Raw genomic sequence first — 13,980 nt, forward strand, 5'->3', positions numbered from 1 at the left:
CCGAAGCGAGACTCGCATGAACAAGCCAAGACTGGTGGTGGTGGGCAACGGCATGGCCGGCATCCGCACCGTGGAAGAACTGCTCAAGCTGATGCCGGGGATGTACGACATCACCGTGTTCGGCGCCGAGCCGCATCCGAACTACAACCGCATCCTGCTCTCGCCGGTGCTGGCAGGCGAGCAACAGTTCGACGAGATCGTGCTCAATCCGCTGGCGTGGTATGCCGAGCATGGCATCCGCCTGCACGTGGGCAAGGAAATCGTCCGCATTGACCGGATCAGGCGCAAGGTGATCGCCGCCGACGGCACCGAGGCGCCCTACGACCGCCTGCTGCTGGCCACCGGTTCGCTGCCGATCGTGCTGCCGGTGCCGGGCAAGGAGCTGAAGGGGGTGATCGGCTACCGCGACATGCACGACACCCAGACCATGATCGACACCGCCACGCGCAAGCGCCACGCGGTGGTGATCGGCGGCGGCCTGCTCGGCCTGGAGGCGGCCAACGGGCTGAAGCAGCGCGGCATGCAGGTGACCGTGGTGCACCTGGCCGACTGGCTGCTGGAGCGCCAGCTCGACCCGGTCGCCGGGCAGCTGCTGCAGCGCTCGCTCAGCGAACGCGGCCTGGACTTCCGCCTGGGCACCTCCACCACCGAGCTGGTCGGCAACGCCGACGGCGAGGTGGTGGCGGTGAAGTTCTCCGACGGCAGCGAAGTGCCCGCCGAGCTGGTGGTGATGGCCGCCGGCATCCGCCCCAACATCGCGCTGGCGCAGGCCGCCGGCATCCACTGCACGCGCGGCATCGTGGTCAACGACACGCTGCAGACCTTCGACCCGCGCGTGTACGCGGTCGGCGAATGCGCCAGCCACCGCGGCATCGCCTACGGCCTGGTCGCGCCGCTGTTCGAGCAGGCCAAGATCTGCGCCAACCATCTGGCCGGTTTCGGCATCGGCATCTACCGCGGCTCGGTGGCCTCGACCAAGCTCAAGGTCACCGGCATCGACCTGTTCTCCGCCGGCGATTTCATGGGCGGGGAGGGCAGCGAGGAGATCGTGCTGTCCGATCCGGCCGGCGGCGTCTACAAGAAGCTGGTGCTGAAGGACGACAAGCTGGTCGGCGCCTGCCTGTACGGCGATACCAACGACGGCGCCTGGTATTTCCAGCTGCTCAAGGACGCCAGCCCGATCGGCGAACGCCGCGAGCGGCTGATGTTCGGCGAGAGCGCGCTCGGCGACGCCGGCACCGCCGGCCAGGATCGCGCCAGCGCGATGCGCGACAGCGACGAGGTGTGCGGCTGCAACGGCGTGTGCAAGGGCACCATCGTCAAGGCGATCAACGTGCAGGGCCTGTTCACCGTCGACGAGGTCAAGAAGCAGACCAAGGCGGCCAGTTCCTGCGGCTCGTGCACCGGCCTGGTCGAGCAGATCCTGATGAATTGCCTTGGCTCCAACTTCCAGCAGACGCCGAAGACCAAGGCGGTGTGCGGCTGCACCGACCTCAGCCACGGCGAGGTGCGCCAGGCGATCCGCGAGGACAGGCTGCTCACCCATGCCGCGGTGTATGCGCAGCTGCAGTGGCGCAGCCCGAATGGCTGCGCCAGCTGCCGCCCGGCGATCAACTACTACCTGTTGTCGACCTGGCCGCGCGAGGCGGTGGACGATCCGCAGTCGCGCTTCATCAACGAGCGCGCCCACGCCAACATCCAGAAGGACGGCACCTTCTCGGTGATCCCGCAGATGAAGGGCGGGGTGACCAACGCCTCGGAACTGCGCCGCATCGCCGACGTGGCCGACAAGTACGCGGTGCCGATGGTCAAGGTCACCGGCGGCCAGCGCATCGATCTGCTCGGCATCCGCAAGGAAGACCTGGTGGGCGTGTGGAAGGACCTGGGGATGAACTCCGGGCACGCCTACGGCAAGTCGATCCGCACGGTGAAGACCTGCGTGGGCAGCGAGTTCTGCCGCTTCGGCACGCAGAACAGCACGCAGATGGGCATCGAGCTGGAGACCATGCTGGCCAATATGTGGAGCCCGCACAAGGTCAAGCTGGCGGTGTCCGGCTGCCCGCGCAACTGCGCCGAATCCGGGATCAAGGACGTGGGCATCATCGCGGTGGAGTCGGGCTGGGAACTGCACATCGGCGGCAACGGCGGCATGAAGACCGAGGTCGCCAAGTTCCTGGTCAAGGTCAAGAGCGCCGAGGAGGTGAAGGAGTACACCGGCGCGTTCCTGCAGCTGTACCGCGAGGAGGCCTATTACCTGGACCGCACCGTGCACTACATCGAGCGGGTGGGCATGGACTACATCCGCCAGCGCGTGATCGAGGATGCCGGCAACCGCCGCGCGCTGTACGAGCGGCTGCTGTACGCGCTGGAAGGCCTGCCCGATCCATGGGCCGAGCGCATCGCCGGGGCCAGGCAGCGCGAGTTCCAGCCACTGCGCGTGGCCGCGCCGCTGGCGCTGGTGGAGGACTGAGCGATGAACGCAGCCGCTTCCGACGTCATCGCCCCTGACAGCAGCGCATCCGACAGCAGCGCCGCCGACGCCAGCGCCCGCCACTGGATCCGCATCTGCAGTCTCGACGACATCCCCGAACTGGGCGCGCGGGTGCTGCAGATCGCCGGCGTCGACCCGATCGCGCTGTTCCGCAGCGCCGGCGATCGCGTGTTCGCGCTGGTCGACCGCTGCCCGCACAAGGGCGGGCCGCTGTCGCAGGGCATCGTCGCCGGCGACAGCGTCACCTGCCCGCTGCACAACTGGAACATCGCCCTGGACAGCGGCCAGGCCTGCGCGCCGGACGTGGGCTGCGCGCGCCGCTATCCGGTGCGGGTGGACGACGGCGACGTGTGGCTGTCGTTGCAGGGCGCCGGCTGATGGACGGCGCGCACGTGCCCGGCGCGCGCGCGGCCGCGGACACCGCGGCGCGGCGCACGCTGACCCGTTCCACCTGCTGCTACTGCGGGGTCGGCTGCGGCGTGCTGATCGAGACCGAGCACGCCGCCGACGGCGCCGCGCGCATCGTCGGCATCGAAGGCGACCCGGAACACCCGGCCAATTACGGCCGCCTGTGCAGCAAGGGCCGCACCTTGCCGGACACCGTGCGCAGCCTGCACGGCCGCGCGTTGCAGCCGGAACTGCGCACGCACCGCGACGCGCCGCGGCGCGCGGTGGACTGGGCGGTGGCGCTGGACAGCGTGGCCGAGCGCCTGGCCGGCATCGTCGAGCGGCACGGGCCGGACGCGGTGGCGTTCTACCTGTCCGGGCAGTTGCTGACCGAGGACTACTACGTCTTCAACAAGCTGGCCAAGGGCCTGATCGGCACCAACAACATCGACACCAATTCGCGGCTGTGCATGTCCAGCGCGGTCAGCGGCTACAAGCTGGCGCTGGGCGCGGACGGCCCGCCGACCTGCTACGAGGACCTGGACCTGGCCAGGACCGTGCTGCTGGCCGGCAGCAACATGGCCTATGCGCATCCGGTGCTGTTCCGCCGGCTCGAGGACGCGCGCGCACGCGATCCGCAGGTGCGCTGGATCGTGGTCGATCCGCGCCGCACCGACACCGCGGCGATGGCCGACCTGCATCTGCCGATCCAGCCCGGCACCGACGTGGCGCTGTTCAACGGCATGCTGCATCACCTGATCTGGGAAGACCGCATCGACCGCGCGTTCATCGCCGCGCATACGCAGGGCTTCGCCGAACTGCGGCAGACGCTGCGCGAATACACACCGGCGATGGCCGCCGACATCTGCGGCGTGCCGGTCGCCGACCTGGTGCAGGCGGCGGAGTGGTTCGGCCGCGATGCGCCGGCGCTGTCGCTGTACTGCATGGGCCTGAACCAGTCGGCACACGGCACCGACAAGAACCTGGCGCTGATCCATCTGCACCTGGCCACCGCGCAGATCGGCAAGCCCGGCGCCGGCCCGTTCTCGCTGACCGGGCAGCCGAATGCGATGGGCGGGCGCGAGGTCGGCGGCATGGCGACGATGCTGGCCGCGCACCGCGAGATCGGCAGCGCCGCCGATCGCGCCGAGCTGGAGCGGCTGTGGCAGCTGCCGGCCGAGCGCCTGTCGGCGCGTCCCGGCCTGCCGGCGGTGGCGCTGTTCGATGCGCTGCGCCGCGGCGAGGTCAAGGCGGTGTGGATCGCCTGCACCAATCCCGTGCACTCGATGCCGGACATCGCGCAGGTGCGCGACGCGCTGCGCCAGGCCGAGCTGGTGATCGTGCAGGAGGCCTTCATGCACACCGACACGGTGCCCTACGCCGACGTGCTGCTGCCGGCGGCGAGCTGGGGCGAGAAGGACGGCACGGTGACCAATTCCGAGCGCTGCATCTCGCGCGTGCGCCAGGCGCTGCCGGCAGCGGGTGCGGCCAGGCCGGACTGGTGGATCGCCAACGAAGTGGCGCGGCGGCTGGAAGCACGGCTGGATGCGCCGGCCGCCGGCTCGCGCTTCGGCTTTGCCGATACTGCGGCGGTGTTCGACGAGCACCGTGCATTGACTGTAGGCCGCGACCTGGACATCGGCGGGCTGGACTACGCGCGGCTGGACGCACAAGGCCCGCAGCAATGGCCGCTGCCGGCCGGCGCCGCATACGGCCAGGCGCGGCGCTACGCCGACGGCGTGTTCGCCACCGCCGACGGCCGTGCGCGCTTCCATCCCACGCCCTACAAGCCGGTCGCCGAGCCGACCTCCGCACGGTTTCCGCTGCGTCTGCTGAGCGGGCGCCTGCGCGACCAGTGGCATGGCATGTCGCGCAGCGGTCGGGTGCCGGCGCTGTTCGCGCACAGCCCGCAGCCGGGCCTGCGCATGCATCCGCAGGACGCGGCGCGGCGCGGCCTGCGCGAGGGCGACCTGGTGCGCGTCGTCAGCAAGCGCGGCAGCCTGGTGCTGCCGCTGGAAGCGTGCGAGGAAATGCGCTCGGGCGACGTGTTCGCGGCGATGCACTGGAACGCGCAGTTCCTGGACAACGGCGGCATCAACGAACTCAGCCTGGGCACGGTGGACGCGCGCTCGCAGCAGCCCGAACTCAAGCACGCCGCGGTGCGCGTGGAGAAGGCCGAGTTCGGCTGGCACCTGCTGCTGGCACGGCGCGGCGATGCGCTCGCGCTGCAGGCCGCGGCGCAGCCGTGGCTGCGCGACTTCGGCTACGCCGCGCTGAGCCTGCAGGCCGAGGCCGGCGAACAGGAGCAGGCCTGGCTGGTGCTGCGCGCGGCCGCCGAGCAGGCGCCGGCGGCCGCGCAGCTGGAAGCGCTGGCCGCGGCGTTGGCGCTGGTCGGCGGCGACGCCGACACGCTCGAATACCGCGACGTGCGCCGCGGCCTGCTCAAGCGCGTGGCCTGGCGCGGCGCCGCACCGGCCAGCCATCTCGATGGCCTGCTGCTGGCCGGCGCACAGCGCGATGCCGGCGGCGAAGCGCTGCTCGAGCGCGCGTTGAGTGGCGCCGCCTGGCACGGTGCGCGGCTGGCGGCGTTCGCGCAGGCCGGCGGCGGCGCGCGCGATCCGGTGGTGTGCCAGTGCACCCAGGTGCGCGAATCGGCGATCCGCGCCGAGGCCGCGCGCGGCGCGGCGCCGGCCGAGATCCGCACGCGGCTGGGCTGCGGCAGCGTGTGCGGCTCGTGCATGCCGCAGGTGCTGCGGCTGTGCGCCACGGCGGTGCGCGCATGAACGCGGCGTCTTCCGGTTTGTTCCTTCTTCCTTTGCGGAGTCTGCGATGAACGATGCACTGGTGTCCGGCATGCGCCGCGGTGGCGGCGAGGTGGTATTGCTGTCGGCCGGTCCCGGCGACCTGGAACTGCTGACGCTGAAGGCGGTCAAGGCGCTGGCCGCGGCGCAGGTGCTGCTGCTCGACGATCTGGTCAACCCGGACATCGTGCAGTTCGCGCCGCAGGCACGGGTGATCCGTGTCGGCAAGCGCGGCGGCTGCCGCTCCACGCCGCAGGATTTCATCTGCCGGCTGATGCGGCGTTATGCGTTGCAGGGCGCCAACGTGGTGCGCGCCAAGGGCGGCGAGGCGCTGCTGTTCGGCCGCGCCGGCGAGGAGATCGCGTTCCTGCGCGCCTCCGGCGTGGCGGTGCGCATCGTCAACGGCGTCAGCGCCGGGTTCGCCGCGGCGGCGGGGCTGGGCATGTCGCTGACCCATCGCGACCACTGCCACGGCATCACCTTCATCACCGCGCACACCCAGGACCATGGCGAGCCGGATTGGGCGGCGCTGTGTGCCACCCGCACCACGCTGGCGATCTACATGGGCATGGGCCGCATCGCCGCGCTGAGCGCCGCCCTGCGGCGGCACCTGCCCGGCGCCACGCCGGCGGCGGTGGTGCAATCGGCGAGCCTGCCGCAGCAGGCGCAGCTGCTGACCACGCTCGAGCGCCTGGCGCTCGATGTGGAAGGCATGGGCATCGGTGCGCCCGGGGTGATCCTGATCGGCGGCGCGGTCGGCGAGGCGCAGGTGCAGCTCGCGCAGTTGCATGCGATGCAGGCGACTGCATGATTCCTTGTGGGAGCGGCTCTGGGTGGCCTCGGGCCATCAGTCGCGACGGGCTTCACCGGTAAGGCCCGTCGCGACTGAAGTCGACCACACGTGACAGCATCGGCATCCAGAATTCGTCAGTGCTCCCTGTGGGAGCGGCTTCAGCCGCGACGGGCGAAGTCGGAATGTCTCGGTATCGCATGACGCCTCGAAGTCGATGACCCCGCGCCATTGCGACATCTTGAATCTTGAATCCGGATGGGCCGCCGGCTGCGGAGACAGTCGCGGCTGAAGCCGCCTACACACGCGAGGCTTGTCTGCGCGGGAGCGGCCCCGGCAATCGAGCTGGGCCGCTGTCTGCCGCCGCTTCGCTTTACGCCGCCGCTGCCGGCGGCGGCGCCGCATTCTGGTGCTGGGCCGCGGCGACCCTGCCGTCGCGCTCGGCGGCCAGCAGGGTCAGTGCGCGGCCGATGCCATGCCATTGCGAGCCGCCGGGCAGGCCGCGCTCGTGGTCGCGTTCGGCGGTATCGATCAGCACGCGCCAGTGCTCGCCCTCGACCATCGGCAGGGTGAAGGTCACGTCCTCGGCCGCGCCGTTGACGATCATCAGCAAGGTCACGTTCGAGGCGGCCTGGCGCAGACCGCTGGACGGCGCCTTGCCGTCCAGGCGCATCATCAGTGCGCGTGCGTGCGGATCGTGCCAGGACGCCTCGTTCATTTCCTCGCCGTCCGGCGCCAGCCAGCTCACGTCCTTGATGCCCAGTTCCTCGTCGTAGACGCCGTCGAAGAAGCGTGCGCGGTGCAGCAGCGGGTAGTGCGCGCGCAGATGGGTCAGGCGCGTCACGAAGGCGGTCAGGCGCTGCGCGCGCTCGCCGCTTTCCCAGTTCAGCCAGGTCAGTTCGTTGTCCTGGCAGTAGGTGTTGTTGTTGCCGCCCTTGCTGTGCCCGAACTCGTCGCCGGCCAGCAGCATCGGCGTGCCCTGCGACAGCAGCAGCGTGGCCAGCATGTTGCGCATCTGCCGCAGGCGCAGCGCGTTGATCTGCTCGTCGTCGCTCTCGCCCTCCACCCCGTAGTTGGCCGAGATGTTGTTGTCCGAGCCGTCGCGGTTGTCCTCGCCGTTGGCCTCGTTGTGCTTGTGCGCGTAGCTGACCAGGTCGTGCAGGGTGAAGCCGTCGTGGGCGGTGACGAAGTTGACCGAGGCGGTGGGGCGGCGGCCGCGGTGGTTGAACAGGTCGGCCGAGCCGGTCAGGCGCGTGGCCAGTTCCGCCAGCTGGCCTTCGTCGCCGCGCCAGAACGTGCGCACGTTGTCGCGGAACTTGTCGTTCCATTCCGACCAGCCCGGCGGGAAGCCGCCGACCTGGTAGCCGCCGGGGCCCACGTCCCACGGTTCGGCGATCAGCTTGACCTGGCTCAGCAGCGGGTCCTGGCGGCAGGCGTCGAGGAAGCCGCCCTTGGGATCGAAGCCGTGGTGCTCGCGGCCGAGGATGGTGGCCAGGTCGAAGCGGAACCCGTCCACGTGCATCTCCGACACCCAGTAGCGCAGCGAGTCGTTGACCATGCGCAGCGCGCCGGCATTGGTCAGGTCGAAGGTGTTGCCGGTGCCGGTGTCGTTGATGTAGAAGCGGCGGTCCTCGGCCAGCCGGTAGTAGCTGGCGTTGTCGATGCCCTTGAACGACAGCGTCGGCCCCAGTTCGTTGCCCTCGGCGGTGTGGTTGTAGACCACGTCCAGGATCACCTCCAGCCCGGCATGGTGCAGCCGCGCGACCATCTGCTTGAACTCGGCCACGGTGCGCGTGGCCATGTAGCGCGGCTGCGGCGCGAAGAAGCCGATGGTGTTGTAGCCCCAGTAGTTGCGCAGGCCCTGCTTGAGCAGGTATTCGTCGTCGACGAAGGCGTGCACCGGCAGCAGCTCCACCGCGGTCATGCCGAGCCGCTTGATGTGCTCCACGACCTCGTCCTCCTTGAGTCCGGAAAAGGTGCCGCGCCAGGCCTCGGGCACCGACGGATGGCGCATGGTGGTGCCGCGCACGTGGGTCTCGTAGATCACCGAGCGGTCCCACGGCGTCTGCAGGCGCTGGTCCTTGCCCCAGGTGAAGGCCGGATCGATCACCGCGCACTTGGGCACGTAGGCGGCGCTGTCGCGGCGGTCGAAGCTCAGGTCCGCGTCCTTGTGGCCGATGGTGTAGCCGAACACGGCCGGTGCCCATTTCAACTCGCCGACCAGTTGCTTGGCGTAGGGATCGAGCAGCAGCTTGTTGGGATTGAAGCGGTGCCCGGCATCGGGCGCGTACGGGCCGGACACGCGGTAGCCGTACAGCTGGCCGGGGCGCGCATCGGGCAGATAGCCGTGCCAGATCTCGTCGGTGTACTCGGGCAGGGCGATGCGCTCGACCTCGCGGCCGCGCTCGTCGAACAGGCACAGCTCGACCTTGGTGGCGTTGCTCGAGTACAGCGCGAAGTTGACCCCCAGGCCGTCCCAGGTGGCGCCGAGCGGAAACGAGCGGCCTTCGCGGATGCGGGAGCGGCGGGCGAGCTTGCGAAGCGGCATGCGGAATCCTTACGACGTGGCGGGGCCGTTGCCGGCCGGGGAAAGCGGGTGGTCTTGCGGATCGCAGCGGGCTTCGGCGTCGACCAGGCGTTCGGCCATCGCCCAGTGGCGGGCGGCGCGGCCGTCGGGCCGGCCTTCGGCTTCCCAGATTTCGTGTGCGAGTTGTTCGATGCGGCGCTGGCGTGTTTCTGCGTCCATGGCGGTCTTGTCAGGGGATGGCGGCGAGTACGGCCACCGGCATGTCAGGGAACGGCGGCCAGTACGGCCACCGGGAAGTCGGCGAGCAGGTCCGCCACCGGCATCGAGGCCGATGCCGCGAGGTCGCGCCCGCTCAGCACGTGCCGGTACTGTGCCGCGGGCAGCGTCAGAAAGGTGTTATGCCAATCCAGCTGCGCGCGCAGCGGTGCCGCCGCATCCAGCGGCTGCGCCGCGGCGGCCAGGCGCGGCACCACCACCAGCAGGGTCTTGCCCTCGTGTTCGCGCGCGAAGCCGAACACGTGTTGCGCGTGCGCACCCTGCGCCTGCAGCGGGCGATAGCCGCCATGCGCGAACAGCGCCGGATGCGCGCCGCGCAGCTGCAGCAACTGCGCGATCAGCCAGGCCTTGATGTGGCCGCTGTGCCAGTCGCGCAGCAGCGCCGACGGCGCGGTGGCGTCGTGCAGCCAGGCCTGGCGCAGCGCGTAATCCACCGGGCGGCGGTTGTCCGGATCGACCAGCGACAGGTCCCAGCCTTCGCTGCCCTGGTACAGGTCGGGGACACCGGGCACGCTCAGCCGCAGCGTGGTCTGCACCAGGCTGTTGAGCGCGCCGGCCGGCGCCAATGCCGCTGCGGCCTGCGCCAGCGCCTCGCGCAGCGGCGCGCCGGCCGGCGCCAGCAGCGCCGCGTCCAGCAGTGCGCGCGCGCCGCGTTCGTAGGCTTCGTCCGGCCAGGTCCAGTAGGTACGCAGCTTGGCCTCGCGTGCGGCCTTCAGCTGCCAGGCGCCGATGCGCTCGGCGTAGTCGGCCAGGCCGGCGGCATCGTCGCTGGCCAGTTCCAGCGGCCAGGCGGCGACCAGCATCTGCCACAGCATCAGCACGTCGCCAGGCAGCGGCGCGGCGCTGCCGGCCGCCAGCAGGTCGGCGGACAAGGCCTGCAAGCGCGCCACCTGTTCGGCCCACCACGGCGCCTGCGCGCTGAGCGCGGCCAGGCGCATGCGCACATCTTCGCCGCGCTTGTGGTCGTGGGTGGCGGTGGCCAGCAGCGCACGCGGGTGGTGCTGCGCGCGCGCGGCGTTGGCAGCGTGGAAATCTTCCGGCGCCCATGCGAACACGTCCGGGTCGCTGCCGACCTCGTTGCGCGACAGCAGCACGCCGTGGCGGTAGAACGCGGTGTCCTCGACCGACTTGGCGTTGAGCGGCGCCGACAGCTGCTCGATGCGCCGACGCACGCTGCGCCGCAGCGCGATCTGCGCCTTGCCGGTGCCGCGGCCGTCGCGGCTCCAGCGTTCGATCGCGTCGATCGCCGCGCACACCCGCGGCTCGGCACCATTGCGCGCGCGCTGTGCGGCCTGCGCCAGGCGCGCCGCATCGGCTTCGTCCAGGCCATCGGGCCCGGCGTAGCTGCGGTACACCTCGAACTGCCGCAACAATGCCATCAGGCCTTGCGCCAGCATCTGCGGGCTGAACTCGCGGGTGGCCGGGTCCAGGTGCGCGGCGGCCGCCAGCGCCTGCACGCTGCGCACGAACTCGGTCTGCAGCGCGCCCTGCAGGATCTCGTCGCGCGCGGCGCGCTGTTCCTGGCCGAAGTCGCCGCTGCGGCCGGTCTCGCCGCGCCACAGTGCGGTCAACGGCGCGGCGCCGGCCGGGTCGTGCAGCACGCCGGCGACCTGGTCCATGAAGTCGTAGCCGGTGCTGCCGTCGCACGGCCAGTCGCTGCGCAGGGTTTCCTGCGGCGCCAGGATCTTCTCGATGTACAGGGCGACACCGCCGGCGGCGATGCCGCGGCGGCGCCCGGCGCGGTCCAGCTGCGCGCGCAACCGCTGCACGTAGCCGCTGGGATCGGCCAGGCCGTCCACATGGTCCACGCGCACGCCGTCCAGGTGGCCTTCGGCGACCAGCCGCAGCGGCAGCGCGTGCACCGCGGCGAACACCTCGTTCTGCTCCACCCGCAGCGCGGCCAGCGAGGTGATGTCGAAGAAGCGGCGATAGTTGAGCATGTCGTTGCCGACCCGCCACCAGGCCAGCCGATAGCACTGGCGTTCGATCAGCCGGTGCAGGGTGTCGTCGCCCAGTCGCGCGGCGTCGTTGAGCCGCGCCGCCCAGGCCTGGCGCGCGGCCGGCGGATCCTGGGCCACGGCGCCTTCCAGGCGGATCGGGAAGCGCTGGTCGTGGTGCTGCAACTGCACCTCGCCGTCTTCGCCGACCGCCAGTTGCAGCACGCCTTCGCTGAGGGCTTGCGCGTACGCGCGGTCCAGCACCGGCAGCCACAGCTTGCCGTCGCGGCCGGGCGCGCGCCAATCGATGTCGAACCAGCCGGCATGACGGCTGCGCCGGCCATGCTTGAGCACGTCCCACCACCACGGGTTGGCCGCGTGCGCGGCCATATGGTTGGGCACGATGTCCAGGATCAGGCCCATGCCGTGCGCGCGCACGCGCTCGGACAGCTGCAGCAGCGCCGGTTCGCCGCCGAGTTCGGGATTGACCTGGCGCGGATCGGTGACGTCGTAGCCATGGGTGGAGCCGGGCACGGCGATGCCGATCGGCGACAGGTACAGATGGCTGATGCCCAGACCGGCGTAGTAGGGCACTTGCGCGGCGGCGTCGAGCAGGGTGAATCCGGCGTGCAGTTGCAGGCGCGCGGTGGCGCGCAGCGGGGTGAAGCTCATGCGTCGGTTCCTTGCGCGGCGGAGGCGCTGCGGCGCGCGTGCGCGAACGCTTGCAGGCGGGTGTCGAGCGGCGCGGTCGCCGCCGCCGTGTCCGGCGCCGGCAAGCGCCGCCGCCAGTTCGGGTGGCCATCGACGGTGCCGGGCAGATTGGGTTGCTGGTCCAGGCCCAGCGCGTCCTCGGCCGGCAGCAGCGCCAGCGGCGAGGGCGTGGCGGCGACGAAGCGCAGCGCGTCCAGTTCGGGGTCGTGCGCCTGCGCCAGCGCTGCGGCGACCGCGGCGTCCATGCGCGCCACGTCGGCGCGGCGGGTCAGGTGGTCGGCGCGCTGCTGCGCGGCGTCGGACAGCTGCAGGCGGCGGCGCCAGTCGATGTCCTCGCCGCGGCGCCAGCCGCGCAGGGTCGGCAGGTCGTGGGTGGTGGTAGTGGCGATCGCGTCCCCGCGCCAGCGCGACGGCGCCAGGAACGCACCCTTGGCGTCGCGGGTGAACAGCAGCACGTCGATGCCCATGACCCCGCGCTGCGACAGTTCGGCGCGGATGCCGTCCGGCACCACGCCCAGGTCTTCGCCGATCACGATTGCGCGGTGCCGCCACGATTCCAGCGCCAGCAGGCGCAGCAGATCGTGCAGCGGATAGCGCAGGTACACGCCGTCGGCGGAACTGGCGCCGCGCGGGATCGTCCACAGCCGCAGCAGGCCGAGGATATGGTCGATACGCACGCCGCCGCGGTCGCGCAGCACCGCGCGCAGCAGTTCGATGAACGGCGCAAAGCCGCTGGCGCGCAGCCCGGTCGGCGAGTAGCCGCCGATGCCCCAGGCCTGGCCGTCGCCGTTGAACGCGTCCGGCGGCGCGCCCAGTTCCAGCCCGGCCAATACCGCCTGCGGCCAGGCGGCGGCTTCGGCGCCGCCGGGATCGAAGCCCACCGCCAGGTCGGCGATCAGGCCGATGCCCATGCCGGCCTCGCGCGCCTGCCGCTGCACGCCGGCCCAGCTGCGTGTGGCCAGCCACTGCGCGAAGCTGTGCAGGGCCGGATCTGCATCGCTGAAATCGCGTGCGGCGAACGCGGCGTAGTCGCGCAAGGCGACGCCGCGTTCGTGCTGGAACGCGGTGAAATCCGCGTGCAGCGCGGCGTCGGCCTGGGCGAAATCGGCATGCAGCTGGCGCAGCCACCGCCACTTCGCCGCGGCCGAGGCCGGCCAGTCGATCAGCGGCCGCGCCTGCGCCTCGGCGAAGGCCTGTTCCAGCCCGGCCGCCTGCATCGCGCGCTGCGCCGCGGCGGCGCCGAGCACGCGTGCCGGCGCGGCCTGCAGCGGATCCAGGAAACGGCGGTCGCCCGGCGAATACGGACTGTAGTGGGTGCCGATCGGCCGCGCCGCATGCACCGGACTCAAGGCGATCGCATCGCCGCCGGCACGCGCGATGCGCCCGGCCCAGGCGGCGACGCCGTCCGCATCGCCGATGCCGGCGTCGCGCGGGCCTTGCGCCGAGTACACCTGCAGCGACAAGCCCCAACGCCGCGGCGCGTCCTCGCCGACCGCCTCGGCCACGCCGTAGCAGCGCGCTGGCGCCACCGCCAGCGTGGTGTGACGGTCGCCGTGCTGCAGGGTCCAGTAGCCGTACGTATCCACCGCGGCGACGCGGCCCTGCGCATCGAAGTGGCCGTCGCGGCTGCTGCCGTCCTCGTGCTCGAGCCGGTACGCCGCGCCGGGCGTGCCGTCGGCTTCGATCGGCGTGCCGAGGTCGGCGGTCAGCAACGGCGCGGCGCTGCCGCCGCTGGCTTGCAGTTGGCGCAGGCTGTCGCGGCAGGCGTCGTCGTCGTGCGCGTCCAGGCCGAGCGCGCCGAGCACGCTGCGCAGCGTGTCCGTGCCGACGCTGCGCGGGGTGTCGGAGGCGTCGATCCAGTTGACCAGCAGGCCGGCGGCGGACGCCAGGGTGTGCAGGGGGGTATCGGTCATGAGCGAGTCGGGGCCGCGGCAATGGGGGAAGAAGGACGCACCGCCGTCGCCATGCGCGCCGCGCAGCGGCAAGCCAGGCGCGCGGTCGCGGGCGGCGAACGGGATGGGCAGCTTGCCGCAGGCGCTGTCGCGATGGCGTCGCGACAG

The 13,980-nt window shown here is 71.5% G+C and carries 8 protein-coding genes; 4 read left to right on the forward strand and 4 right to left on the reverse strand.

Translation table 11 applies throughout. The features are described from left to right. The first annotated feature begins 52 nt into the window (after positions 1-52). From nirB to cobA, 4 genes are all read left to right on the forward strand, one after another. Positions 53-2,470: a nitrite reductase large subunit NirB gene (gene nirB, locus FZ025_RS11755; protein WP_244292531.1), complete on the forward strand. Its 2,418-nt coding sequence runs from the start codon at positions 53-55 to the stop codon at positions 2,468-2,470. A gap of 3 nt (positions 2,471-2,473) precedes the next feature. Beyond that, the gene (gene nirD, locus FZ025_RS11760; RefSeq protein ID WP_104558505.1) at positions 2,474-2,869 is read left to right on the forward strand and encodes a nitrite reductase small subunit NirD; all 396 of its coding nucleotides are present in this window, start codon (positions 2,474-2,476) and stop codon (positions 2,867-2,869) included. After that, complete coding sequence (locus tag FZ025_RS11765; RefSeq protein ID WP_046979676.1) at positions 2,869-5,661, forward strand: molybdopterin oxidoreductase family protein; 2,793 nt, start codon at positions 2,869-2,871, stop codon at positions 5,659-5,661. The genes nirD and FZ025_RS11765 overlap by 1 nt, the downstream gene beginning before the upstream one ends. Before the next feature lie 91 nt (positions 5,662-5,752). Further along, positions 5,753-6,490: a uroporphyrinogen-III C-methyltransferase gene (cobA, locus tag FZ025_RS11770; protein ID WP_208803803.1), complete on the forward strand. Its 738-nt coding sequence runs from the start codon at positions 5,753-5,755 to the stop codon at positions 6,488-6,490. A gap of 352 nt (positions 6,491-6,842) precedes the next feature. Here the strand turns inward: cobA and glgX are convergent, their stop codons facing one another. Genes glgX through malQ form a run of 4 tightly spaced genes read right to left on the reverse strand, consistent with a single transcriptional unit; the run spans position 6,843 to position 13,833 of the window. Beyond that, the gene (gene glgX, locus FZ025_RS11775) at positions 6,843-9,017 is read right to left on the reverse strand and encodes a glycogen debranching protein GlgX (protein WP_046979674.1); all 2,175 of its coding nucleotides are present in this window, start codon (positions 9,015-9,017) and stop codon (positions 6,843-6,845) included. Positions 9,018-9,026: 9 nt separating this feature from the next. After that, positions 9,027-9,215 carry a DUF2934 domain-containing protein gene (locus FZ025_RS11780; RefSeq protein WP_046979673.1) on the reverse strand — a complete coding sequence of 63 codons (189 nt, stop codon included), beginning with the start codon at positions 9,213-9,215 and terminating at the stop codon, positions 9,027-9,029. Positions 9,216-9,259: 44 nt separating this feature from the next. After that, entirely contained in the window at positions 9,260-11,881 is a 2,622-nt protein-coding gene (gene treY, locus FZ025_RS11785; RefSeq protein WP_046979672.1) for a malto-oligosyltrehalose synthase, read from the reverse strand. Continuing rightward, positions 11,878-13,833 (reverse strand): 4-alpha-glucanotransferase, encoded by a 1,956-nt coding sequence (malQ, locus tag FZ025_RS11790; protein ID WP_046979691.1) that lies wholly within the window; start codon positions 13,831-13,833, stop codon positions 11,878-11,880. Before malQ ends, treY begins: the two co-directional genes overlap by 4 nt. Positions 13,834-13,980 lie beyond the last annotated feature (147 nt).

Source organism: Xanthomonas hyacinthi, assembly GCF_009769165.1.
In the GTDB taxonomy this organism is placed as follows: domain Bacteria; phylum Pseudomonadota; class Gammaproteobacteria; order Xanthomonadales; family Xanthomonadaceae; genus Xanthomonas_A; species Xanthomonas_A hyacinthi.